The 24,602-nt window shown below is 45.4% G+C and carries 23 protein-coding genes; 19 read left to right on the top strand and 4 right to left on the bottom strand.

The genetic code is table 11. The annotated features are described in order from the left end of the window. Positions 1-678: 678 nt before the first annotated feature. The gene (locus ABEW73_RS15970) at positions 679-3,354 is read left to right on the top strand and encodes a DUF5704 domain-containing protein (protein ID WP_430169817.1); all 2,676 of its coding nucleotides are present in this window, start codon (positions 679-681) and stop codon (positions 3,352-3,354) included. 55 nt (positions 3,355-3,409) lie between these two features. Here ABEW73_RS15970 and ABEW73_RS15975 read toward each other — a convergent pair whose 3' ends face one another. Beyond that, complete coding sequence (locus ABEW73_RS15975; protein ID WP_430169815.1) at positions 3,410-4,513, bottom strand: YheC/YheD family protein; 1,104 nt, start codon at positions 4,511-4,513, stop codon at positions 3,410-3,412. Positions 4,514-4,803: 290 nt separating this feature from the next. On the opposite strand from ABEW73_RS15975, the gene ABEW73_RS15980 reads away from it, so the two are divergent. The 14 genes from ABEW73_RS15980 (at position 4,804) to ABEW73_RS16045 (ending at position 17,518) form a co-directional block, all read left to right on the top strand. Further along, positions 4,804-5,949: a glycosyltransferase family 4 protein gene (locus ABEW73_RS15980; protein ID WP_430169813.1), complete on the top strand. Its 1,146-nt coding sequence runs from the start codon at positions 4,804-4,806 to the stop codon at positions 5,947-5,949. Between the two features lie 72 nt (positions 5,950-6,021). Continuing rightward, positions 6,022-6,603: a WIAG-tail domain gene (locus ABEW73_RS15985; RefSeq protein WP_430169811.1), complete on the top strand. Its 582-nt coding sequence runs from the start codon at positions 6,022-6,024 to the stop codon at positions 6,601-6,603. Between the two features lie 354 nt (positions 6,604-6,957). After that, a complete protein-coding gene (locus ABEW73_RS15990; protein WP_430169809.1) occupies positions 6,958-7,662 on the top strand; it encodes a glycosyltransferase family 2 protein in 705 nt (234 codons plus the stop codon). 84 nt (positions 7,663-7,746) lie between these two features. Next, on the top strand, positions 7,747-8,088 hold the full coding sequence (locus tag ABEW73_RS15995) for a nucleoside-diphosphate sugar epimerase (RefSeq protein WP_083659676.1): 342 nt from the start codon (positions 7,747-7,749) through the stop codon (positions 8,086-8,088). Positions 8,089-8,117: 29 nt separating this feature from the next. Next, positions 8,118-8,438: a hypothetical protein gene (locus ABEW73_RS16000; RefSeq protein WP_430206388.1), complete on the top strand. Its 321-nt coding sequence runs from the start codon at positions 8,118-8,120 to the stop codon at positions 8,436-8,438. Further along, positions 8,435-8,737, top strand: coding sequence for a hypothetical protein (locus ABEW73_RS16005; RefSeq protein WP_430169807.1), 303 nt, complete (start codon positions 8,435-8,437; stop codon positions 8,735-8,737). The genes ABEW73_RS16000 and ABEW73_RS16005 overlap by 4 nt, the downstream gene beginning before the upstream one ends. A 20-nt stretch (positions 8,738-8,757) precedes the next feature. Next, entirely contained in the window at positions 8,758-9,051 is a 294-nt protein-coding gene (locus ABEW73_RS16010) for a hypothetical protein (RefSeq protein WP_430169805.1), read from the top strand. 194 nt (positions 9,052-9,245) lie between these two features. Then, positions 9,246-10,328 carry a phosphotransferase gene (locus ABEW73_RS16015; RefSeq protein ID WP_430169803.1) on the top strand — a complete coding sequence of 361 codons (1,083 nt, stop codon included), beginning with the start codon at positions 9,246-9,248 and terminating at the stop codon, positions 10,326-10,328. Positions 10,329-10,579: 251 nt separating this feature from the next. Continuing rightward, positions 10,580-11,761 carry a phosphotransferase gene (locus ABEW73_RS16020; RefSeq protein ID WP_430169802.1) on the top strand — a complete coding sequence of 394 codons (1,182 nt, stop codon included), beginning with the start codon at positions 10,580-10,582 and terminating at the stop codon, positions 11,759-11,761. Positions 11,762-11,855: 94 nt separating this feature from the next. Beyond that, positions 11,856-13,568: an HAD-IIIC family phosphatase gene (locus tag ABEW73_RS16025; RefSeq protein WP_430169800.1), complete on the top strand. Its 1,713-nt coding sequence runs from the start codon at positions 11,856-11,858 to the stop codon at positions 13,566-13,568. Beyond that, positions 13,565-13,798, top strand: a complete 234-nt coding sequence (locus tag ABEW73_RS16030) for an acyl carrier protein (RefSeq protein WP_076323051.1) — start codon at positions 13,565-13,567, stop codon at positions 13,796-13,798. Before ABEW73_RS16025 ends, ABEW73_RS16030 begins: the two co-directional genes overlap by 4 nt. Then, positions 13,795-14,379, top strand: coding sequence for a GNAT family N-acetyltransferase (locus tag ABEW73_RS16035; protein WP_076323052.1), 585 nt, complete (start codon positions 13,795-13,797; stop codon positions 14,377-14,379). Before ABEW73_RS16030 ends, ABEW73_RS16035 begins: the two co-directional genes overlap by 4 nt. 249 nt (positions 14,380-14,628) lie before the next feature. Then, a complete protein-coding gene (locus ABEW73_RS16040; RefSeq protein WP_430169798.1) occupies positions 14,629-16,005 on the top strand; it encodes a nucleotide sugar dehydrogenase in 1,377 nt (458 codons plus the stop codon). Beyond that, the gene (locus ABEW73_RS16045) at positions 15,998-17,518 is read left to right on the top strand and encodes a glycosyltransferase (protein ID WP_430169796.1); all 1,521 of its coding nucleotides are present in this window, start codon (positions 15,998-16,000) and stop codon (positions 17,516-17,518) included. The genes ABEW73_RS16040 and ABEW73_RS16045 overlap by 8 nt, the downstream gene beginning before the upstream one ends. Positions 17,519-17,607: 89 nt before the next feature. On the opposite strand, the gene ABEW73_RS16050 is transcribed toward ABEW73_RS16045, so the two are convergent. From ABEW73_RS16050 to ABEW73_RS16060, 3 genes are all read right to left on the bottom strand, one after another. Further along, positions 17,608-18,555 (bottom strand): phosphotransferase, encoded by a 948-nt coding sequence (locus ABEW73_RS16050; RefSeq protein ID WP_430169794.1) that lies wholly within the window; start codon positions 18,553-18,555, stop codon positions 17,608-17,610. Positions 18,556-18,613: 58 nt separating this feature from the next. After that, positions 18,614-19,630: a hypothetical protein gene (locus ABEW73_RS16055; protein ID WP_430169792.1), complete on the bottom strand. Its 1,017-nt coding sequence runs from the start codon at positions 19,628-19,630 to the stop codon at positions 18,614-18,616. Positions 19,631-19,746: 116 nt separating this feature from the next. Further along, positions 19,747-20,661, bottom strand: a complete 915-nt coding sequence (locus ABEW73_RS16060; protein WP_339271352.1) for a right-handed parallel beta-helix repeat-containing protein — start codon at positions 20,659-20,661, stop codon at positions 19,747-19,749. Between the two features lie 500 nt (positions 20,662-21,161). On the opposite strand from ABEW73_RS16060, the gene ABEW73_RS16065 reads away from it, so the two are divergent. Genes ABEW73_RS16065 through ABEW73_RS16080 form a run of 4 tightly spaced genes read left to right on the top strand, consistent with a single transcriptional unit; the run spans position 21,162 to position 24,577 of the window. Further along, the gene (locus ABEW73_RS16065; RefSeq protein WP_430169790.1) at positions 21,162-21,968 is read left to right on the top strand and encodes a glycosyltransferase family 2 protein; all 807 of its coding nucleotides are present in this window, start codon (positions 21,162-21,164) and stop codon (positions 21,966-21,968) included. Positions 21,969-21,999: 31 nt separating this feature from the next. Beyond that, the gene (locus tag ABEW73_RS16070; RefSeq protein WP_430169788.1) at positions 22,000-23,103 is read left to right on the top strand and encodes a glycosyltransferase family A protein; all 1,104 of its coding nucleotides are present in this window, start codon (positions 22,000-22,002) and stop codon (positions 23,101-23,103) included. 12 nt (positions 23,104-23,115) lie between these two features. Further along, on the top strand, positions 23,116-23,844 hold the full coding sequence (locus tag ABEW73_RS16075; RefSeq protein ID WP_076323059.1) for a glycosyltransferase family 2 protein: 729 nt from the start codon (positions 23,116-23,118) through the stop codon (positions 23,842-23,844). 28 nt (positions 23,845-23,872) lie between these two features. Next, positions 23,873-24,577 (top strand): sugar phosphate nucleotidyltransferase, encoded by a 705-nt coding sequence (locus ABEW73_RS16080; protein WP_430111369.1) that lies wholly within the window; start codon positions 23,873-23,875, stop codon positions 24,575-24,577. Positions 24,578-24,602 lie beyond the last annotated feature (25 nt).

Below are 24,602 nucleotides of genomic sequence, written 5' to 3' on the forward strand. Positions count from 1 at the left end.
AAGGATAAGTTAAGTGGGACAAAATTAAAGGTACGCTCAAGAGATAACTCAAATTATGGAGGAGTATATTATTGGGATAGATGGTCTGTAAACGATGCGGGGAATGGCTATGGGCAGATTTGGAAAGCATCAAGTACAACAGGATTAATTATGGATAATAATGACCCGAGATGTAATGTCGTCGTTGAAAAAGAAACCATTCAGGGGCGTCAATTGCCGAAATATCCAGGATGTACTGATCCAAAATTGGAAGCAAAAATTAATCGTACAGAAGCATTTCTAATAGAGGAACCAGGAAACTCTTTGCATAGGACCTGGATTCGTAGTGGAGCTATATCCAATGAAGTATCGGCTTCCAATACGCGAATTGACTTTACAACTGAGATTCCTGACGTTCATGGTACAACTGGAAGAACAGATCCAAGTACTGTTGGTGGAGAAGTTGCAAAAGTAGAAAATAATAATAGCGACCTAGATGTGATAATTATTAATTTCTCCCAGACATTCAATAACGACACCTACAATCGATACTGGGCAAATCCTGGTGCGAAGCAAGTTTGGTACTTCTCGAAGTTTTTCGTCGATTTTGATTCTTACACTTATATGTACAAAGACAAACTCCTTCGAGCCACCTTTGCAGATGGAACATCAGGCTTAGAAATCACAGGCGCGACGTGCGTGCCACCGTCGGGTACCATTCAGCTCACAGCGAAATTAACGAAGGTGGACGGAAGTACATACAATCTGCAAAGACACGACAAGTTGACCTGGCGAAGCTCGGATAGCAGTGTCATGACTATCAATGCTTCAGGAGTAGTGACAGCCGTAGCAACGACGGGGCAAGCGACGATTACGGCTCATTTTAAAGATACAGCCCAGGCACTGGATGAAACCGACGATACCTCAATTCAGGTTGGGACCGGCTCGTCTTGCGGGAATACCGGTGGAGGGGATCCGGGTGGCTTACCCAACACATGCGGAATCCAAATCGGTGCGGCGAGAAAGGGAACTGTCACATCGCATACGGTTATGGACCCCGTAGCAACGGGCGTAATTAAGGCGGACAATCGAGACTCTGAAAAGTTTGATGTTCTGGACGGGATACCGACTTCGGAATCCCTGTACGTCAATGTGTTCGGACTCAATTATCTGTACAAGAACCAATGGGCGAACATGTTGGGGGACGTTACCTACACCGTTCCCGTCAAAAAGACGTACATTCTCACTTGGACGATACCGGGTGAACCAAGCTCGGGTCCGGATGATCCCGGCACGCCTGATGAACCCATGGAAGAAGAGGTTCAGGTAGAAGAACAAGTTACGATAACGAGGCCGTATTCCTACTGGCAAATCGATAACCTGGAGGTTTATAAGTTAGCCAAAACAACCGTTAGCAATTATGCATTACCTGGCGGTTCAGTGAGCCTTACTCCAACCGGTTACACCCCTCCTGTCCTTACATCCGATCATAGCGCGAACGTTGACGATCATGTGGAGCCTGCATCATGCGAAGAAGTGGATTTAGGGACAGAAACCGTTTCAGGCGGCTCGAGTAGGCCAGCAGTACCGACAACGGATTTTACATCCGTAGCAGAGTCGGCTGTAGGTCAAAACCAAGTGAAAAACGATAGAGTCCTGTTTAACGGATCTACCGTAATGAGTGACAGCTGGGCGCAAGGGACGGCACCCACACCAGGGATCATTCCTCCGGCAGCGACGATTCAAAGAGACGTCCTATACGGCAGAAACTATCTCATTAGCAATACGTTATTGAATAAAGCGAATACGACGAGCACAGGGACGATTGATTATGATCTCATACCCGGCAACATTAATGGCGGGTCTAATCAATCATTTCCGGTCAATGCCATTAACACCGTCACCGTCCATACGCCGGTAGTCAATTATTCCTCGGTAACGGATGATCAGGCCCACAATCAGAAGACGACCCCGAACCCGAACCGGTCTGCATTCATCTTGGATCGGCCGTTTACGGTACGTATTCCTACCTCGGGTCAGCATCGGAATATCCAGGGATACGGAGATCGAGACTATGCAAAATATGTAAGATCGAAGCAGGTCTATTTTCCATTTGATGTCTACAGCAGCGACAGGAGCACCTTTTATCCCAAAGACACCTGGATCACAATCCCGACGGCTCAGCTGGACACGGAGTTTTTCCTGCCGGTATGGGTGGATGAGGGCGATTATCAGGTATACTTCCGTACGATTGCGGAGAACGCTCCATCCGACTTTACGACACAGCCAGGCGCGAATCTGGATTTGGCTAACCATGTGGCTACGGATATAGAACCGGTTGAAGTGATCGGGCGCGTATATGATTTCCATATCACAGATATTGCCGATTATAACTGGGAGACGGTCTTCCGCAAACAAAAAGGGAATGCGACACCAAGCGGTGCGTCCTATTGGACAGGACTTCGGGATATTGACGGTGGAGCACGCGGGAACTCGCTGCCGTACACACTTCCCATCGCACCGGGTAAACATCCGGCACAGGGATATAAGAATGCGGCCGTAAAGACAGGCTACCACTTCAAATTCGATTTGAAGACGAAGGGCAATATGTTTGGTGTACAAGACGGCATTTCAATTACACCGAGTTTTTATTTCGTTAATCCAGACGGCAGCGGACGGCAGCCCGTTGATCTGTATTACCACAGCGGAAACCGGAAGTTCATTCGGATCGGTTCCCCGCAGGACACGGAGAAGCGATATGTCATTCTGAATGACAGGCTGCGCAATGTTCCGCAAGGCGAGCTGCTGGATACCGCATCGTATTTGTACAACCGCGGCGGAGCCCCGGCGGGGATGTCCGCACCAGCCTACATGAAGCAGTACTTGGAGAAGATCAGCAAGGGCAAGACCTGGGTAGGGCGGCTCGACTGGATGCTGCTGCCATTCGAAATACGCACACTGATCGGCCCGAAGTCAGGATTGCCTGCCTCCGTTGATACGGAGCGGGCCAACGCGGCTGTACAGCGCTGGTATGGTGAATACAGTCTTCCTGCCGATGTGTATGTGGTGAAGAAAGGGACCGACCTGGCCGCTTATGGACGGACGAACCGACTGGACGAGAAATCCTCGATTCTTCTCAAAAAAGGGTATATCGTGGTCAATTTCAACATCGAGACGATCCGGGAGGGCAATACGGCCAAACCCCATCTGCAATACATTCATGGTCCGCTCATGAATCAATGGCAGCTTGAAGGGTACAGCCGCACGTATAACGATCCGTATGGTAAGCGGTTTTCTCTTATGGACGGGGACGTCGTATTTTATCATGCCGATAAATCCAGTAAAGGAGATTTTAAATCCCAGGTGCCTCATTAAAATCGTGAAAAACCAGCTTCTCCCTGATCTTTAGGGAGAAGCTGGTTTTTGCAATTCAATAATGCGGCCAGACACCGTTATCATAGAGATAACGGGCAAAGGCCATTGGATTGTGGTATGAGCATTTCCATGCATCTGCCATCCCAGCCTCCAAAAAACCATAACGTTGATCGCAGCCATTGCATTCAATGAAATAGAGCTTTCCATCCTCAGTAATGCCAATATCCATTCCAAAATCAGCGGCAAACGGAATAAACAAGGATAGCGTTTTGGCGATGTGGAGGGAAAACTCAGCGATTCTTTCTATGGTTGGCCCGACAGGCACACCAGGCAAACAGCTGGATAATATGTCCGGTACCCGATAAGCTGAGCCGCCTTGAGCAATGTTGGAGACGAACGTTCGTGGGGCCGATGTTTTTGCAAACATGCCGGCGACCTCCCAGCGCCCGCTTCCCCCGCGCTGAACGGTAACTCTGATATCAAAGGGGCGGTCATCATATTCGGCAAGCGGAATGCGCTGCTGTACAAGGAATGGAGCTTTCCTGATCCGCTGATAGATCAGGGGATGGAGCTTTCCGGGCGGCAGGGTAACCGTTCTCCACCCCTTAGCCGATGGTAATGAGCGGGAGTAAGTGAATTGACTGCGTAGGGAGTTACCTTTCAATCGCATAATACCAACCCCGATGCTTCCATTGCATGGCTTTAGAACGAGATCCCCGTGCTGACTAAGCATGGAGTGAATCGAGGCGGGGGTAGCTTTAACCGTATGAGGCAGGGATGGTGATATCCCCTGGTCCTGCTCCAGCATATGATGAATGACGTTTTTACCGTAGCGTGTACGCCCGTTATAAATAAACATCCCGCGATTGATTAGTTGATCAATCAGCGCCAGCTCCTGTTTTTTATGATAAATAGCTCGCATATGAACAACACGCGGGAGGGGGATATGCACTCGTGAATATCCAACTGGAGCCGGAATATAACCAGTCACCTTTCCAGTCTCTAGTGAAATATGATGAATGGTAAAAAAACAAGGAATCAACCCGTTCACGGCAGCAGCTTCTTCATAATTGGTCAGTGATTCAGTGCCGGTTTCCCCGCTGGAAATTCTGCGATACGTATTGTTGTTGAGTAGAATGCCGACATATTCCAGATGCATGGTCATCCTCCTTGTTACCACAGATCATGTAGTCTTTGTACCACATCGTATGCATGCAGGAGATTGTCCCGGATGGACGGGTGTCGCCCGTGGTTGGCCTATTCTTTACTAGATAATAGTCACCAATAGACCCTGATCCGGTATATGTTAAGGTATCAGACCATACAAATGACAGGTATGCGTTTATTTTGAATAAGGCAACGAAACGCTACTGGTACAAGGGGATTGATACCTTTGATATATCAGCAGGTGTTTTTCATATAGATATGATGTGAGAAGGATGTGGAGTTATGGGTTTGCGGAAGGTGGCGGTTGTGACGCCGGGATCATTTGTTATTCCATCGGGGAGGAGCAGCTCCGTCGAGCGGGTAGTGGAGCAGACCATTCCATTGGCACAGGATACCATGGATGTGCGCATATTCGGAGTGCTGGGAAAAGGGCTCCCTTCAAAAGACGCGATTAACGGCGTTCCGTGCTACCGCCTGCCATCTGGTACGAATTATTATCCTTCCTTGCTGCGGAGACTCCAGAAATGGAGACCGGATATTATTGAAGTTCACAATCGGCCGCTGCTGGCCCAGCGCCTCAAAATGCATCTGCCGCATGTGAAAGTCGTACTTAATCTCCATTCCAATACATTTATTATGCCTCCATATATGAGCGAGAAGCGCTTTGGGAACATTGCCCGCTGGATGGACGGCATTGTAGTAAACAGCCGTTTTCTACTGGAGGATATTACTTCAAGACATGCTTGGCTTTTGGAGAAGATCACGATTAATCATCTTGGTGTTAGTCTTGATCATTTTACTCCGGCATTCAGCCCTGCTGCCAAGGCACTAAAAGAGGCAAAGCTTGCTCATTACGGATGGAGTGGACGCCGTATCATCCTGTTTGCGGGACGGCTTATCCCTGACAAAGGGGTTCACCATCTGATTGACGTAATGCCACATATTATTGACAAGCACCCAGAGGTTTTATTGCTTATTATCGGAAGTGCAGGTTACGGATCCGATCGGGAAACCGCCTATGTCCGGGAACTGAAAAAAGCTGCCGGACCTTATTTGCATTGGATATACTTTCGACCCTTTATCCCTTATCCAGCGATTGCAGACTGGTACTCGCTTGCTGATATTGTGGCTGTCCCCTCAGCGCCGAGGGAGGCCTTTGGACTCGTAAATGTTGAAGCAATGGCAGCTGGGGTTCCTGTCATCGCTGCGAACGCAGGCGGTATCCCGGAGATCGTGGAGAACGGTGTGACGGGTTATCTGGTTCAAAGAGATGATTTTCCTGGCGGACTCGCTGAACGGATTAACGGATTGCTTCAAGACGAGAATCTGCGTACACAAATCGGAATGGCCGGTCGTGAAACGGTACGTCAACGTTTCAGGTGGGATCATACAGCAGAACGATGGGCTAACCTGATGCAAACCATCTAACCGACAGTGGCAGTAGCCCTATCTCTTGAATAGGATGAATGTAACGATTAGAAGCAGAGGAGAGAGCCGACAGTGAACAAAGCCAGAAGGATCACCAGGATAAGAAGGGGAAGGCCCTTTCGGCGGTACGATGGCTATTATAAGAAGATGGCCATCAGAGGAACTTCCGCCAACTGGTCAGATTTAGAGAAGGATGTGATGGATCACGCCTTGACTGATGATGTAATCAGTGCTTCCCATCTGCAGCATCGTAGTGTAAGAAGTGAGGCAATTGAGGATTATGCCATACACAGTATTCATTTGTCATCCGAATCCATCATTTCTTCCAAACTAGCACTTGAGTCGGTTCAACCGAGTCATCTCTCATTTAATCCGGTCCAAGGGATACCTGACACACCTTTACTTCAGCAGTTTGGATATATCCCCTTTACCTTTCCCGATGAACATGAAGCGATCGAAATTACAGTACCACTTCAGACCTCTTATCAAGATGAACATTACGTAGTGGTGGCATCGTGCAGTGATCCAGTGTTTCAAGCTGGCATTCGAAAACGGCAGCATAAGGAGGTGGCCATCGGAATTACACGACCAGCAGGTACATTGATCTCAGAAGGCTGGTTGTACTGGATTTCAATAGGCCGGATGGAAACATAAGGGAGTAGAAGGATGGGGGAAGCGAGATTCCACCCATCCTTTTTAGTAAGCAGGGAGGATCAAAATCGTAAACATGCTGAAGATGCCATCCCGGAGATTCAAGTGCCAATCATCCGCGGAAGTGATTTTTAAGGAGTTCCCCGCATTACTCTCAGTATTCGCGTAATGCTGCTCCAATCAAGTTGTATACATAATTACAGATTATGATGTGTCTAGAGGATAGAATGGTCCCTGCGGATGCCGTCACGGAGCGAGAATGTCAACATACAATAGAAATGAATTGCCAAAAGATTATTCGGTCCTCACGCAGTGATGAGAAACGGGAGGCGGAATTTATATGAAGGACTTTTTACGATGAGGAGACGAGGCGCTCGCTTACGGACATCTTTATCGGCGACTCTTCCCAAAGCTGATCCGGTTGAAGGACGGAAGGATGGATTTATCGTTGGCTATTCTTATGGCGTTCAACACGGACAAAATAACGGAGATTGCTCATTTGACGGAATCAGCATCATTATCCCCATTCATGATCAAAATGAAGATGCCATTGGCAAGATCAGAAGAATCGAAGCCTTAACGCCGCATCCATATGAGCTGCTCATCGCTGATGCCGGATCCTCGGAAGGAACAAGGCAATATGTACGCGGCCGTATCGGAGCGGTACGACACATTGTCGGGAGAAGTGATCAAGGCATAGGGGTTGTTCTTAATAAGGCTCTTCGTGCTGCACACGGGAAGAAGTTAGTTATTCTATATGGCTGTACACCTGTTATGGATAACTGGATTGGCGGTCTGACGGATGAGTTGGAACATGCCCCCGCTATCAAAACGGTTTGTGTGAGTTTTGCACAGTCAGGAACCCCCATACTGCCTAGGGATGAAGTGGATACTCATAATCGGTTAAATGCGTGCTGTGCTCTGTTCCGCCCGGAGCTGTTATCGGATGTTGGAGGACTAGATGAAGGGAGTCCATCATTACAGGAAAGCATAAGCGAATGGTTAGGACGTGTTCCACAGCAATATAGAACGATGCTGCAGGCTAAGGATCTATTCACCTGATTCGAAAGACGGCATTATTCATGGCACCAGAAAGCTTGTCGAAGCATATGTTGAAAAATATGATGAGCGAAGGAGAGTTATGTCGTGGAGAAAAAAATTGATGATATGGTCGAACACCTTTCGCACTCCCAGCGGCAGTTAGCGCGCATTCTAGAAGCTCAGCGTCATGCAGCAGTCCGCATGGCTCAAATTATACATTCATTACCCAATCATGAAATCCAAACCTCCGAAGAACCAAATTCACGAGAAGGACCATCGTTAGGGGGACAATTATTAGGAAGCCGATCGTCAGGATCCCAGGTGGAACAAGTCAATAGCAGCATTACTGCTTATTTGAACGCCATGGCCGACCTACAACAAACATCGGCAGACAGTTTGGAAATCGTAATGAAAGAGCTTAAAGCGACCGAGCAAGGTGAAGAATAATGGGATCCGACTTCGTTGGCTAAGGGGGAATGTATGTGAGTAAAGAGGAATCGTTCATGCGGATTCTCGAAGCATCCGTTACTATTCAATATAATACCTATCTCATTCTTCAAGGGAAAGCGGTAGAAGCCGAAAAGGTTTGTCAATGGGTCCTGACTCAATATCCTCGTTCCAAGGGAGAGTTGAAGGATTCGTTATCCATTCACGAGCAAATTGTTGAGCAAATCGAGGGCTTGACGAAAATAGGCTCCGGTCTGTGCCGGAATCTGCGAATTATCCTCGGAACGGAAGCTGAACAAGATGACGCCATGGGATTTGATGCATTCGATTTCGGAGACACGGACTCATGATCGCGCGCATACAGCGGGAACATGAAGCCAAGATTGCTATGGTATCATCCATTGCTAGAAGTCAGCAAGCGCTGGCAAGTATTTTGGAAAGTATCGCAGAGGTTACGGCACATTCTGAAATAACCACGCGCACTCTCGCGGAGAATATTCGGCTGCTTGTCGGCTATCAATCCGTGATGGCTGAAATGTTGACAGGCATTCCGTTAAATCGGTACAAATTAGGCAGTCCGGCATCGCCCTGGATAACATCCGAGTGCCAGCTATCTTACAACGAGGCCGGGTTAGAAGCTACGAACTGAACCTTGTAGGAGGATTCGGCATGAACATGGCATTATCCGTTAGGAATCATCGAAAGACTTCAGAAATGGCACGGAAGAAATCATTCGCAAAGGGGCTGCGTAGCCTGAAGTCATCAGGCAGTAAACGCCGTCATGGCAAGAAAGGCAAGCGCCATCGAGCCGATGGCCGTTACAGCTCCAGGCCTGGGGTCGGCAGATCCCGGCCTTTATCTCAAGTCCATGACCATGGGTATGATCATTCCTACATGGAAGACTTTAAAGCTGGATTTGCGAAAGGTTATGAGGATGGCAGACAGGCGGATGCCTCTCCATAACGACTCTGGTGGCATTCTATGTAACTTGAGCTGAAGAACGCTCTATCTTATATAGAATCAAAATTATTGAAGAATCTACCGTGGCTAATTGGAGAACGAGCACAGCACACCTCCGTTTGTTAGGCAAATGAATGGATGCGCATCTCTATGTTCGACATACAATGCTTTAAAAGCGAAAAATGGAGTGAGGACTAATGAGTCCAACCAGCAGAATAGACAAGCGATTCATTCGAAAAACATGGCGTAAGATGGAGTTTTCCAAATCATTCAAGTTCTTTAGCACCGAAGTGAGATTAGATGATCAAACCATGGAATGTTTAAAAGACTCATACAAAAGCAGTATATGGAAACTTGAAATCAAACATGAAAAAAAGTGTATTCCCATCATTCTTAAAATTTCGAAACCGCTCGAAAAAGACCGGCCGGAAAGCACGGTTGAGAAAAATATATACCGTAAAGGAAAAAAAGTACTTCAGCCGTTCATGCCACTAGTTTATAAAACCAAAAGAAATGTAAACGGACGCGATTTGTGGGTATTCATGGAATACATCGAACCTCTTAGAGGACGGGTGCAGTATAATCCGGATCACTTTGACAAAATCATTCCCACGTTAGCGAAGCTTCACTCCTCTACGATGAATGAACGCTTTAAACAACATGAGCGATTATTCGGTGATTGGCTGCCTCAATTTAGCTCTAATGTTATGAGAGAAGAAAGAAAATGCATAAATAAGTTAACCTTGTATTATTTAGATGAAGCGATGAAAAAGAACCATTTAAAAGAAATGATAAATCCATATTACTCACTCGTGAAGGAACTGCTGCAGAGAGGGCCAGATTATTTCCCGGAGGTAGTTGATGAAGGCTGCAGCATTATCCACGGAGATCTTCACACTGCAAACATAGCGGCCTACAATGTTAAGGAGAAATCGTGGAAAATCAAGTTTATTGATTGGGAAGGCGCAAAATATGCTCCGTGCTGGTTTGATCTCGTCAATTTGATCGGGGTTTTCTTGGCATACCGCCGAGAGTGGGAAGATCAGGAGGAGGTTATAACCCGCCGTTGTGTTCAGTTATATTCGAATGAGATGAGAAGGCATGGAGTTATCTTTAAAACCGATCCATTCAAACTGTATCAGATGGCATTCCTAAAACGAATACTTGAGAAGGGGCTGTATCTGCAGCTGAATTGGGCTGTTACCGGTAAAAAAGAGGCGAAGCTACTGCCGGTGTATTTAGAAAAAATCAAAGTTTTAGGAAAAAAATTGGAACTTTAGTAGTACTTATTCGATTCAATGGATATTAAGTTGAGTACTACTCGGATAACCCGCGTGTTCAGCGGGTTGTTCTGCGTTGTTTTTGATGAATCTATCTCACAATCGCAGCAGAAATTCTTGGCTAATCGTTATCCAATTATTCGAGGAATGTTAAATCATGTGTGTGGAATGTTAAATCGCATTTTTTTAATGTCATGTCGGAGGTCCTCCACATAGGATATAAAAGGAATACGGAGTGGAGGAACGCGGATATGACAAAAATGGGTAGTTCGGAAGGATTCGAGCAAGGTCGTACGGATGGATTTAGAAAGGGAAAAGAAGATGGATATAATAAAGGGCTTGAGGATGCACAAGCCTTATTGGTAAACCCACCTCTTAATGATATCAGTCTGAAATGGCGAGAGCTTCGATGTGCTGACCAGATGGCAAGCCATTTCGGATCTTCTGTTGTTTTAAACGACAGAAATATGGAATGTTTGAAAGAAACATTCAAGAGTGCAATCTGGAAACTCGAAATTACGGCAAACGGACAAAATTATCCGATGATTTTAAAGATATTCAAAGCACCTGTGAACGAACAGAAATTAATCGAGTTAAACATGTACCGGAAAGCAACCAGTATTCTACCGGATTTGATACCTACCATATATTTGATCGTGGAAGGTATGAATGGTGAGGACGTATGGGTATTCATGGAGTTCGTCCCTCAAGTAAAGGGTCAGGTTATCTTTACACCCGATTATTTCGACCGGATTATCCCTTCGTTGGCGAAGCTTCATGCACTAACCTATAACGACAATTTTTATAATCATTGGGAAACATTCGAGGAATGGCTTCCGCTTTACGACTCCGAAACCACAACGCAAGAACGCCGGAAGAACCATCAAAAAACGATGGAATATCTGGATAAGGCAATGGAACGTCCTGAATTAAAGCAGAGACTGGAGTCTAGCTACGCTAATGTCCGTACCATGTTACAAAAGGGACCTATTTATTTTCCCGAACTTCTCCAGGCCGGTAAAAGTATCATTCACAATGATCTTCAAACTCCGAATATCGGCTGCCACAATGTAGCTGAAGAGACCTGGAATATTAAATTTATCGATTGGGAAGGAGCACGTTTCTCACCATGCTGGTTCGATATGTTTAATTTAATGGGTGTGTTTTTTGCATACCGAAAGGACTGGAGAGGTGACGAAAATGCCGTGATTGAGCGCTGTGCGCCTTTGTATGCCGCAGAAATGCTCAAATATGGAATCCGGTTCGATACGGACCCGGTTACGTTATACAAAATGGCTTATTTGCAGCGCGTTTTGGAACGCAGCTTGCTCCAGCAGCTTATTTGGGGAGTGGAAGACCTGAAGTCGGTTTATTTATTGGATCATTATTTAGAGAGAATCAATGTGTGGGGCAAGGAGCTCGGGTTATATTAATGCCAATGATTTTAGCAGGATAGGATCTAGGAGTATCAGAATCATTGGAAGAATGGGCAGGTCAATGCTCTAACAACAGGAGGGAGGTATAGGAATGAATCATGTGTTAACCTATCTAGATTTAGCGGATTCTCTGCTGTGCTCCCTTCCCTCCAGAGCTCGGATTGTAGGAAGCCCTAAGCTCCCGTGCAATCGAACCTTCCGAATACGAGTCGACAGAACGATGCCCTTTGAGTTTGTTGCCAATTTGATGCCTCCATTTTGCGGATTATGGGAGGCTGATGTCTGTTTTGATTACTCTGATTATGATAGCGCTCTGTCGGGTATTGGAGGGGGAACTCAAGCGGATGTATATATCATCTGGTTAGATTGGCGGATCTACGCCAGCTCCATGAGCGCACAGGAAGCTGCACATTGGCTGAATGAACGGATCGTTAAACTGCGTATGGTAACGGATAAACCGATCTGGATAAATAACTGGCCGGAATCCCTGGAAGACGCAAATAGGGTGCTTAGCTTCCGGGCCAGTGACCGTGGATGGTTCCGAAAGTTAAATTCGTATTTGTTGGAGTCCGTTGAGAACAACACCGGATGTGTTCTGATCGATTTAGCCGAATTGGCCCATGAGGGTACCGGGTCCTTCTATGATTATCGGAACGAGGAAATCAGCAACTATCCATTTTCCAATCAGGCAACGATAATTATCTCCCGTCACCTTGGTGTACATCTCCTACCTGCTTCCTGTGTTCCGAGACTTAAAGCGATTGCTCTTGATCTTGATGATACGCTTTATAACGGGGTATTGGGAGAGGAAGGGGCTGAAGGGGTAACGTTAACGGAAGGTCATCATCGGTTGCAAAAGCTTCTACTCAAACTGAAACAATCAGGAGTGCTGCTCACGTTATGCAGCCGTAATGAAGAAGAAGATGTTAAGGCTCTGTTTGATACCCGGAGCGATTTCCCGCTGAGATGGGACGATTTTGCCGCTGTCTGCGCGAATTGGCAGACAAAAGCAGAAAATCTGAATCGCTTGGCTCGAATACTGAATATCGACCCGTCTGCTTTCGTGTTTGTGGATGACAATCCGGCAGAGTTGGTGAAGATGGCAGCTGTTCTGCCAGAGGTTCGTCTTCTTCGAGCAAAGCAAAACGGTGAAGAAACGATGTTTGGATTATGTCATTTTCCCGGATTATATCAACTTCACCAGGATAACATGGCCGTATCCAGAACAACCGATATTCAGGCCAATCAGACAAGGGAGAAGATTAGACAATCAGCATCGGACTATCGTTCCTATTTAGACAGCTTGAACATGGTTGTAACCATCTATGAAAACGAAGCTTCCCATGTCACGCGGCTGCATGAATTAAGTCATAAAACGAATCAGTTTAACCTGGCATTAAGGCGGATGACAGAAGTGGAGGCGAATGACGTTATGGACGCCTCGAAATACGTTACGATTACGGTTGGCCTATCGGATATACTGTCAGACAGTGGAATTATCGGCGCTTTTATATGCCGGTTGGATGGTGAGCAAGCGCATTTAATCGAAACGCTTTTTAGCTGCAGGGCGCTTGGCCGTGAGATTGAAACGGTAGCCTTTGCCTGGATCTTGGAGAAATTAATGGATCGAGGGGTGCAGCGTATCCATATCGAAATGGCTCAGGGGCCGCGAAATGCTCCCGCCTTGGACTGGATAAAGCGTTTTGTTACGGGCTCGCCTGAACAACTGGCGCTTAAAGATCTCTATGCACGTGTAAAAGCTGCTTGCGGAAGTCATCCTGCTAGAGTGGAGGTAAATCGATGACTACAGAATTACGCAAACAAATCGGGTCGATCTTATCCGAGGTATTAAACACTGCATTACCGCCTCATGATAATCCAAAGCGGGAAGAGCTGGCGAATTGGGATTCTTTAAAACATATGGAACTCATTCTTCGTCTTGAAGAACAATTTGATGTTCGCTTCTCCATTAGGGAAGTAGCGGGAATTCAAAGCTTGGATGACATCGCCAAGATCATTGAGGTGAAGTCGTGAAGCACAACATCAAAGTTGAACGCTTCGGGATTCGATTAAGACCCATTACGATGGACGACGCTGATTTTATTTTTAAACTAAGAAGATCCCCTGATTTATCCAGGTATATTGGAGAAATCGACTCTCGTTATTCTACTCATGAATCATGGTTGAAACAATATTTTCACAGAGAAGGCGACTATTACTTCTGCATTGAGCTTCTCTCGGGCGTACCTATCGGAACCATAGCGATCTATGATATTGATGGTCAAGCCGGGAATTGGGGAAGATGGATTATTTCCGATTCGATCCCTGCCGCTCCTGCCAGCGTATGGCTTATTTTTCACGTTGCGTTTGATATTCTGGGTTTGTCCAGTGTGTTCTCCAATACGGTTATTGATAATGCGAGTGTCGTTTCTTTTCATGATAACTGCGGTTTGCCCCGGACCGGCATTGAACGTAATGGCCTTACCATTAGAGGCGTTTCCTATGACATGGTTATTCATACGGCTACGAAGGAGAACTGGCCCATGATTCAACAAAGATTAGAGAAGCCTGCCATATTGGCGGAGCGTCTGCTGAGGGAGAATCCGGAAGAATAATTAACATACTTTACGGAATGAAAGAAAATATGACTTGTTTACTGACGACAGCGAAACAACTCGCTGTCTTTTCTGTATATATCAAACGAAAAGAATGACATGGGTAATATGTCTGGTGAATTCGCCGTTGCTTCTCTCAGGCGTATTTCATATTTTATCAGGAGAAGGAAATTTATGATGGCCCGGTAATTTCATCATGGGTGTTTGTTGAACAATGACTTACTCTTCAAGAAAGGATGGACAACCAGGATGAGCGAAATCTTGCATAAAATAGAAACCAAGACGGCAACGGTGGCCGTGATCGGTCTTGGTTACGTCGGACTATCTGTGGCAGTGGAGGCGGCAAGAGCCAATTACAGGGTGTACGGAATTGACATCGATAAGAATAAAACGGAACAGCTACAACGCGGAAAATCGTATGTTACGGATATAAAGGATGAAGATATCGATTCTTTGATCCATCAGCGCCTGTATGCCATTCATGAGTTTTCAGTGCTGGCTGAGGCAGATATCATCGTTATTTGCTTGCCCACTCCGCTTAACATCAACAAAGACCCTGACGTTTCCATGATTCGGTCAGCGGTTGATTCCATCATCCGGTATGCTTCGAGAGATACGCTCATTATTTTGGAAAGCACCACCTATCCCGGAACGACCGAAGAATTAATTAAGAATGTGATTGAAGCCAATACGGAATGGGAAGCGGGTAAGGATGTTTTTGTATGTTATTCTCCGGAAAGAGTGGACCCTGGAAACCGTAAATTCAATGTAAAAAACACACCTAAAATCTTAGGTGGAATCACGGAGGAATGTACCCATCTCGGCCTTCAATTTTACCGTTCTTTTTTGGATAACGTGATACCAGTAAGCTCAACGGCCGCGGCCGAAATGGTTAAGTTGCTCGAGAACACGTTTCGAAGTGTTAACATTGCGCTTGTGAACGAGCTGACGCTCATGTGTGATCGAATGGGGATTAACATCTGGGAAGTGATCGACGCTGCTTCGACCAAGCCGTTTGGTTACATCCCCTTTTTTCCAGGGCCGGGGATCGGCGGCCACTGCATCCCGATCGATCCGACCTATCTGTCATGGAGAGCTAAAAAGTTCGGCTTCTATAACAAATTTATTGAATTGACCAGCGATATCAACAGCAATATGCCCCGATATGTCATATCGCAGATTACGGACATACTCAATGACAATGAAAAGCCGCTAAAAAACTCAAATATTATATGCATTGGGATGGCTTATAAAAAGGATGTCAACGATATGCGGGAATCGCCTGCACTCGAAGTGTTCAGGCTTCTACAGCAGAAGGGGGCTGCTGTAACCTATTATGACCCGCTCATTCCATGGTTTATAGACAATGGCCACAGGATATCCTCCATAGAACTTTTGCCGGATCTGATTGCCTCCGCCGACCTGGTCGTTATTACGACCGATCATAGTACGATCGATTACCAGTTTATTGCTGAGCATGCCGCTTTGCTGTATGACACGAAAAATGTGACTCGGTCGATTAAAGGAAACATCGTATTGCTCGGCGGACATAAGCGATTGGAGAAAAGTTTATCCCCGGTTGTGTCGATCAAAGATAACGGGGAAGGGAGGGAAGGGATTGATTGATGTTGTCATTTGTGTGCATAACGGTTTGAATGCGGTAAAACAATGTTTGAACTCCATTCAAAATAATACGACACAAAAAATGAATGTAATTATCATAGATGATGGAAGCGATCAAACCACAAAGCAATATTTGGAGCAGCATACACGGAGATTTCACTATAAATTAATTAGACACGATAAACCGCAAGGCTATACGGCTTCTGCGAATGAAGGGTTAAAGCAGTCAACATCGCGATACTGCATCCTTCTCAACAGCGACACGATCGTAACCAGTCAGTGGTTGGAAAGGCTGACGGAAACCATGGAATCCGATCACAGGATCGGTATCGTCGGTCCGCTGTCTAATGCAGCCAGTTGGCAATCCATTCCCCATCGGGACTGGAACCGTAATGGATTGGAGCCCAACTTGACGATCGAACAAATGGCCGAGCTTGTCTATCAATCCTCCGATAAGAATTTTCCGAGAGTCATGTTTTTGAACGGCTTCTGTTTAATGATCAAGAAGGAAGTCATAGACAAAATCGGGTATTTCGATGAAAAGAACTTTCCGATAGGTTACGGGGAAGAAGATGATTATTGTCTTCGTGCCCGTGCGGCCAACTTTAAATTAAAGGTTGCCACTCATTGTTATATTTATCATCAAAAGTCGGCAAGCTTTGGAAAGAATAGAAGGAAGCGATTAGCACAGAATGGGAAAGCTGCCCTCATTCGCAAACACGGCGTGGAAAGGATTAAGCAATCGATACAAAAAATGGTCGATCATCGATTGCTCAAAGAAACAAGGGCAAAATTAAAATGGCTATTAGCTTGCAGACGACAAATCATCACAAGTAATCAACGAAAAAACGTAATATACACAGCGATAACCGGTAATTACGATAAGCTACAGGATCCTTTACAAACGAGCAAGCATTGTGATTACTATTGTTTCACGGATAATCCGAAATTAAAGTCCGGAACCTGGAAAATGATTAAGTTAGATAAAATATTCGCTGATACGGCGCGTCAAGCTAGATGGGTAAAAGTTATGCCACATTTATTATTCCCGACCTACAAACACAGTGTTTGGGTTGACGGGAATATCCGAATTGTCGGAGATATCGATCGGTTTATTGAAAAATATAGCGCCTCACCGCTCGTGTTCTACAAACATTCACATCGGAATTGTATTTATAAAGAAGCTGAAGCTTGTATTGCCTTGGGGAAGGATAACAAAGAAGTCATATTAAAACAAGTAGCCTTGTATAAGAATGCGGGATATCCGAGGGATAACGGACTAATTGAGTCCGGCGTGATCCTAAGACGCCATAATGATCCTATCGTTACGGGGGCAATGACCACATGGTGGAGACAAATCATAAGTTATAGTAAAAGAGACCAAATCAGCTTTAATTATGTTGCCTGGAAGAATAACGTTCCATTTACCGCGATCAATGGTAATATCCGTAATAATGAATTTTTTAATTGGAGCAAGCATCACAATAAGCCGATTATGAAAAGATTGAAACGCTAATATGTATCTTAGGGGCTGTTATCGTACAACGGCCCCTTCGTCATGTCTTTAAAAATGGCGGTGGTTAGTGTGGTGGAAGGAAAAATGTTTTATTTAACGCCACCCAAATGCCTGCTTACGATATCATCCTTCTTCAGTTCGTCTAATACAATCTCCTGTACCCGGGAACTCTTCAGGGGGAGTTTCATTTGCCTGATCGATCCGCCGAGGTAGTAGTAGAGGCTGTAAGGAAAAATCGCGTCTATATAGTAGAGTTCTTCAAAGGACTTCCCTTCAGGAAATCTCGCAAAATACTCTTTATTATATGAAGACAACACAATCCTCGGTAATAAATAACGGATATCCTTGATGGGAGAGTCAATTCTTGAATGCTCCAGGTCAATAATCCATATATCTCCTGATGTTGTTTTTATTGCGTTTAGATGGGTTAGATCCCCATGTACGACCCATCTTCTTTTGCTCACGGCTTTGAGATGGTCAGCGAGGAGGGGCGCTCTCCGGGAAGAAACTCTTATACATTTCTCAGCTAATTGTATACATGGTTGAATATGCTTCAAGGAGTACTGACCTTTCCATTTCAACAATTCTTTTAATTTTAGTTGATATTCAGATATCCACCTGTTTATTCCGACCTTCAAGTCGTCCGGATTTTGTTTGGGTGTGAGTGAACTTGGAAACCTGGCGTGTTGATGAAAATCTCCGATTACCCTTACGCGGTCAATTATCGATGCAGGACCGCCGGAGATATATTTAGACAAATAATAACGATGCTCACCTTGTTTCGTACATAGTTTCCGTTGATTCGTGGCGATTACCTCAGGAACCTTTAACCCCTGTTGGGATAGCGCGTATTGTAGAGTGATTGAAGGGGTGAACGTTTTACTTGATCTATAGTCCGACTTAAGGATATAGGTTTCGTTGTTATTGATTACCTTCCACACCGCTTTATCCGGCTCGTTCTGAATCCATTCGATTTTCGGCTTTTTGATATCATAATACTGGTTAAGAACCAACATTGCATCTTGAATTGTAGGCATGCCATCACCTCTCCATCGAGATCATAGGACAAGATCATCATCTAATCTATTAGAGGTTCTATGGTACGTCGAGCAGGCCTTGAAAAAGAGCCCTCCAATTTTCCGCATTCTGTTTGACCGTAAAGTTCTTGGTCACGGCCTTTGCGGCCTTTTGTGAAATTTTTTTCCGAAGTTTGGGATTTTCGATCATTTCTCGAATCCCGACGTACCAACCTTGCTCTGTTTGAGGAACAAAATAACCCGTTTTTTTGTGGAATACCCAATCACGGTATATGGGGGATAATGAATAAATGCCGGGAATGCGGCAGGATGCGTAGTCGCGGAATTTCACATTACTTTTGCAGTGGTAGAACAGATCATCATCCATGGGTGCAAGACCGATATCCCAATTGGCCCGATACAGCCGCTGCATGAACTGGCTGTAATTTTCATTATGTTTACAATGCGAGACATTAGGATGACCCTTCAATTCTTCAGGACAGTACCCATAGAACTCCAGTCTGACAAAATCTCCGTATTCCTTAAGTATACGCTTCAACGCGGGAATAACGGGTCGGAAAGAACTCTCTTTTTTTGCACCTTCGTATCCGATCACGAGTCGATCTTCCTTTCTCGGACCTCTGGACAATTTTGTAAATGAAAGATCGATACTCCCTGGAAAATAGATCACTTTAGGAGTGAATTGCTTCTTAATCACTTCGCGAAAGACGGGTGATTCTACTTTGACCATGTGTACATTTCTTAGAAAGTAAGTATAGGTTTTTTTATAAGCGGGTTTTGCGTATATCTGGCCAAGACGAGTGGTTTGAGGGATCGCGAGAAAGTGGTCGTCAATGACGTATACGGTCTTCTTTCCCTCACGGTGTGCCCATTCTAAACATTGGAGCGCTGCTGGCTCAATGCTTCTTAGAAACAAAATAATATCGTATGAAGAAATGATAGATCGGGTTACCTGTTTATGAGGAAGGATCTTAAAACTGCAGTATCCTTGTCCTTCCAGATAACGGAGAGGTGGGAGAAGAATGATTTGGTACGATGCGGTTCCCTCTGAGCCGACCACAAGAATTCTTCTCATTTAGTGACCCCCAATCAACAATGATTACTGGATGCCCTTGCGGGTAACTCAGTTGAAAAATAGTGCTTGCCCTCACGAGGAGAGCAAGCGTAAAAGCCATACGTGAAACAAGGAATTTAGAACAAGTTATTATCTGTACCTGTTACGGAGATTTGAGTTGGAGTGTTACCGGTGAACCGATTTCCGAATGCGGTGTTTTCATCGCCAGAAATGAGGAGTCCAAAATTCTTATTGAGCTCCATCTCGTTGAATTCCACACTGTTAAAATCCGTGGCAATTGCGATACCGGTTTGAGTGTTACCATCGGAATCGTTGGCTCCAAGATATCCGTTATCCCCGGTTGTGATCGAAACGCCGATCCCTGTATTATTTTCCACGTTGTTGCGTATCAGTACGTTGTTTGCTGCTGCAACGGTGATTCCGCTTGTTCCGTTTTGCGAGACCGTGTTGCCGAATAACAGATTGTTCGCTGCGGTGCTCGAGATGCCGATCGTGCCGTTTTGCGAGACAGTATTACCGATAGCCGCATTATTGGCGCCGGCCAACAAAATACCCACACTTGTATTGCTGAAGGATACATTCTGCACGATCCAGCTGTCGGTGCTTACTACGTTGATTCCTGCAGCGCCGCCTGCGTCTTGAACACTGTTTCTCCACGCTACATGACCGGTACCGGCAGCTAAATCAATGCCAATACCAAGCGTGTTGTTAATGGTATTGCCAATAATGCGGTGATTGGTACCAGCGGTAACATCAATCGCATCGGCCGTGTAGTTTTGAATCTTAAATCCGTTAATTTCAACCCCCGTAGCTGCCGTGACAATGAACGCACTTGCCGCAGCGTTGAGTCCTTGGCGTATCGCCGAACCTTCATTTTTAGCTATAACTTTTACGTTGGAAGTCGCTACAGTCACCGCCGGCTCTGGATACGTTCCATCATTAACCAATACGACATCACCAGCGACAGCTGAAGCTACCGCAGTTGCAATTGGCGTCCCTGTAGGTGAAGGGAAGACCGAAATAATGGCCATCACGTCTACCTCCTTATATAGAATTGATTAAGGTTTTGTATTCTTAATCTAGTAACAGTTAATGCAATGGAAGAAAGTTATGTTAAGGCAGATGAATGAGATAAAATGCACATTTTTGAGAGGTTGAAAGGACAGATAGGTTAAAGCCTACGTTCCTACTGCCAAGACGTGGATCGTTCTCGAACGAAGTTGTTATTCCATTTGATGATGTGCTTCTATCGGTGAACCTGGCCGCGAATTTCCTCATCCGGATTTTGGATCGTGTGAACAGGCGGTACCTCGTTTCTTCCTAATAATAAAGCCTGGAATGTTCTGATAGGTCTTCACCTTCTTTCTTTTTAATGTTCTAGTTTATTCAATGTAGATAGAGTTGGTATGTTTATTGGTCTATAGCTCAACCCAATTTATTTCGCCTCAGGTACGAATGCCGTTACAGTAAAAAAACCTATACATAAAATGAGGGGGAAGTCTTCTTAATCCAAACTTGGCAGGTGAGAAACATGAAGAAACGAAGTCCTTCGAGTCCCGTTAACAGAACAAAGAGGAGAAGATCCCTGTCCTCGATCAAAAATGCGGAGCTTCCGAAGGTATCCGTCATCATTCCTGCTATGAACGAATCGAAGACCATTGCGGCAGTCATTCGGCAAGCCTATCAAGTGCACCCCAACACGGAGGTTATCGTTGTTGCCAATGGTTCAACGGACGGTACAGCCGAAATTGCTCAAAGCATCGGAGCGAGGGTGATTCACCTGCCCTTTCCGCTCGGTCATGATGTGGGACGAAGTATCGGCGCTGCATCGGCTAGAGGAGACATCTTGCTGTTTACCGATGCAGACATTGTTATTCAAGCAAGTGATTTGACGCCTTTGACGAAAGCTGTGGAAGAAGGTGTGGATGTAGCTTTGAACAAGTACTTGGGTCCAACCGACAAGCATCACGTTCACAGCGTGATCCTCGCCAAGCATACGTTAAACATTTTGGTTTCCAATCCCGAATTGAAAGGAGCTTCTTTAACAACGATTCCACATGCAATGAGCCGTAAAGCCGTAAATCTGATTGGCATCGACAATTTGGCTGTCCCCCCGAAAGCTCAAGCAATGGCCATTTATAATGGTTTGAAGGTACGAGGGGTCCATTACGTGGATGTGGGAAGAAGAAACCCCAGAAGGGGTAGAACCAGAGGAAATGATCCCCTTGAAACCTTGATCGTTGGGGATCATTTGGAGGCGATAGATTGGTTAATCTCTAAATCCGGCATGCGGGGAAATCGGTCGGATCTCACACGAAAAAGAGAAAGCGTGTGGTGATGGGATGGTGCGAAGAAAGCAGAGACGAGTTATGATGCCAGCCTCATATTCATTTCGTAGAGCAATGAAGCCAATAAGTAAAAGAACAAGTGCTAAGAACAAACGCAGCCGCCATAAATTAGGGGCTCGGATGTTCAAGAATCGTCTGAGTTCAAACGGAGTTATCGACTATTGGAAAGAGAAAGCATACACTGTCGGTTATCAACAAGCAGTCCATGAAGATATTGAGCGTGAAGATACTGACCCCCATATCAAATTGAATGAGAGTTGGAACCGCTGGTACCATTCAGTTAGGCCGCTACCATGGGCGATTTACCACGCGGCGGCCTCTAAATTTGTGGAAGGACACCGTAAGCATTCTGGAATCTATCCAGGAAATGCAGTACTCCTGCCAACGGACAAAAGAGTAGCGGCAATTGTCTTGGTGATGAACGAGAAAGATACGATTTTACAATTGCTGGAACAGCTTCATCGGCTGCCACTACATGAGATCATTTTTGTGGTGAACGGATCAACCGATGAAAGCTTTGAAATGATCCGTAACCAATCGAAAGCGATTATTGTGCACTATAAACAAGCGTTGGGACACGATGTTGGCAGAGCTGTTGGGGCGAAGTTGGCCGATTCTGATATTCTGCTGTTCCTTGATGGAGATGTTCCGATATTAGCCGAGCATCTCGTACCGTTCATCGATGCCATTGAACAGGGTAGCGATATTGCCTTAAATGATATTTCTCCATGGATCGGGATGTTTTCCAAAAGGGACTACGTAACCATAGTTAAGGAGTTTATTAACCGATCCATGGGCAGGGCGGACCTCGAAGCGAATTCGCTTACGGCGGTGCCTCACGCGATCAAGAAAGAAGCAGCGCAGATCATTGGGTACGCCAATTTATCCGTCCCACCGAAAGCGCAAGTCATCGCCCTTGAAAAGGGTTTAAAAATAAATGCACCGGCCAGTGTAGACGTTATTACAAAAAATCGACTCCGGGCTCGAAATGTCGGACTACAGAATGCCGTTTCCGATTTGATCATTGGAGATCATATCGAAGCTCTAAAAACAGCATTCGATTTAAAGGGATCACGGCTATCTTTTTCGGATCAGATTAGACAAAGGCAGCTAACCAAGGTTTAGAAGGTGGAAGCTATGCAAAAAACAAGTATCATTATTCCAACGTTCAATGGAAAGGATCTGCTAAAAGATTGTATTTATTCCATTAAACTTCATACGAAAGAGCCCTATGAGATCATTGTTGTCGATAATGGTTCTTCCGACGGTACCGTTGATATTTGCCGTCAGGAGGGGATTACCTTCATTTCATTGGCAAGTAACGTTGGCTTTCCGGCAGCATGCAACAAGGGATTAAAAATCGCAACCGGCGATACGATACTTCTGCTGAATAATGATGTCATTGTCACCCGCAACTGGTTACAGAATATGTTGAATTGTTTGAACAGCGAAACGAATATCGGCATCGTCGGACCGCTTACCAACTATGCGAGCGGCAAGCAACAGATCGATATGCCTTATACCAGTTTAGAAGAGATGTCGAGCCAGCTGAATGAGCCGGATGCGAAAAAGTGGCTACAGGTGGAACGAATCGTCGGAATGTGCTTCCTGTTTAAACGGGAGTTAATGGACCGCATCGGACTGCTGGACGAACGTTATTCCCCGGGTCATTTTGAGGACGATGATTATTGTCACCGGGCCAGGAATGCGGGATATACGTTCAGGATAGCTGGCGATGTCTTTGTTTTTCATCATGGGAGTGCCAGCTTTGCCAAGCAGGACATGAGTAAAGTGAAGCATCTTGTTGATATAAACAGACAGAAGTTTATTGATAAATGGGGCGTCGATCCAACGATCTATGTATAATTATATAGTTTGCGAAAGGAAGGGTTATATGAAAGGCGTCATTCTGGCAGGAGGTACGGGCACCCGTCTTTATCCATTGACCAAAGTCATAAATAAACATCTGCTGCCTGTCGGGAAAGTACCGATGATATGTCACGGAATAGAGAAATTCAAAAAAGCGGGTATTGAAGATATTCTCATTGTGATCGGCAAGCAATCTGCGGGTTTATATATAGACCTGATCGGCAGTGGAAAAGAGTGGGGAGTAAATGCCACGTTTAAAATCCAGGAAGAAGCCGGGGGGATTGCCCAAGCTTTATACCTTGCCGAACCGTTCGTAATACCAGGCGAAAAGTTCGTTGTACTTCTTGGGGATAATCTGTTTGAAGATCATCTAACCACTTATGTTCAAGATTTTGAAAAACAAGCCGATGGAGCGCGTGTACTTCTGAAGAAAGTTCATGATCCAAAGCGATACGGAGTTCCAGTCTTGGAGAAAGACAACATCGTAATGATTGAAGAAAAACCGGAGGAACCCCAATCTGATTATTGTGTAACCGGTATTTATATGTATGATTCGACTGTGTTTGAAACGATCCGAGCCATTAAACCATCGGCACGAGGTGAATTGGAAATAACAGACGTTAACAATGTGTACGCGTCGAAGGGGAAACTTGCCTATGACATTTTAGAGGGATGGTGGACGGATGCAGGAACCTTCCAGTCCTTATACCAAGCCAGTGGCCGATTGTAGAGAACTCAATATTTGGAATGAATAA

The organism is Paenibacillus lautus (assembly GCF_050482385.1).
GTDB classification, from domain to species: Bacteria; Bacillota; Bacilli; order Paenibacillales; family Paenibacillaceae; genus Paenibacillus_AQ; species Paenibacillus_AQ lautus_B.

Coding starts and splice junctions, on each gene's coding strand:
- ABEW73_RS15975 (WP_430169815.1), bottom strand. CDS start 4,513: ATGCATCTGGAATATGTCGGCATTCTACTCAACAACAATACGTATCGC.
- ABEW73_RS15980 (WP_430169813.1), top strand. CDS start 4,804: ATGGGTTTGCGGAAGGTGGCGGTTGTGACGCCGGGATCATTTGTTATT.
- ABEW73_RS15990 (WP_430169809.1), top strand. CDS start 6,958: ATGAGGAGACGAGGCGCTCGCTTACGGACATCTTTATCGGCGACTCTT.
- ABEW73_RS16000 (WP_430206388.1), top strand. CDS start 8,118: ATGTATGTGAGTAAAGAGGAATCGTTCATGCGGATTCTCGAAGCATCC.
- ABEW73_RS16005 (WP_430169807.1), top strand. CDS start 8,435: ATGATCGCGCGCATACAGCGGGAACATGAAGCCAAGATTGCTATGGTA.
- ABEW73_RS16010 (WP_430169805.1), top strand. CDS start 8,758: ATGAACATGGCATTATCCGTTAGGAATCATCGAAAGACTTCAGAAATG.
- ABEW73_RS16015 (WP_430169803.1), top strand. CDS start 9,246: ATGAGTCCAACCAGCAGAATAGACAAGCGATTCATTCGAAAAACATGG.
- ABEW73_RS16020 (WP_430169802.1), top strand. CDS start 10,580: ATGACAAAAATGGGTAGTTCGGAAGGATTCGAGCAAGGTCGTACGGAT.
- ABEW73_RS16025 (WP_430169800.1), top strand. CDS start 11,856: ATGAATCATGTGTTAACCTATCTAGATTTAGCGGATTCTCTGCTGTGC.
- ABEW73_RS16030 (WP_076323051.1), top strand. CDS start 13,565: ATGACTACAGAATTACGCAAACAAATCGGGTCGATCTTATCCGAGGTA.
- ABEW73_RS16040 (WP_430169798.1), top strand. CDS start 14,629: ATGAGCGAAATCTTGCATAAAATAGAAACCAAGACGGCAACGGTGGCC.
- ABEW73_RS16050 (WP_430169794.1), bottom strand. CDS start 18,555: ATGCCTACAATTCAAGATGCAATGTTGGTTCTTAACCAGTATTATGAT.
- ABEW73_RS16055 (WP_430169792.1), bottom strand. CDS start 19,630: ATGAGAAGAATTCTTGTGGTCGGCTCAGAGGGAACCGCATCGTACCAA.
- ABEW73_RS16060 (WP_339271352.1), bottom strand. CDS start 20,661: ATGGCCATTATTTCGGTCTTCCCTTCACCTACAGGGACGCCAATTGCA.
- ABEW73_RS16065 (WP_430169790.1), top strand. CDS start 21,162: ATGAAGAAACGAAGTCCTTCGAGTCCCGTTAACAGAACAAAGAGGAGA.
- ABEW73_RS16070 (WP_430169788.1), top strand. CDS start 22,000: ATGATGCCAGCCTCATATTCATTTCGTAGAGCAATGAAGCCAATAAGT.
- ABEW73_RS16075 (WP_076323059.1), top strand. CDS start 23,116: ATGCAAAAAACAAGTATCATTATTCCAACGTTCAATGGAAAGGATCTG.
- ABEW73_RS16080 (WP_430111369.1), top strand. CDS start 23,873: ATGAAAGGCGTCATTCTGGCAGGAGGTACGGGCACCCGTCTTTATCCA.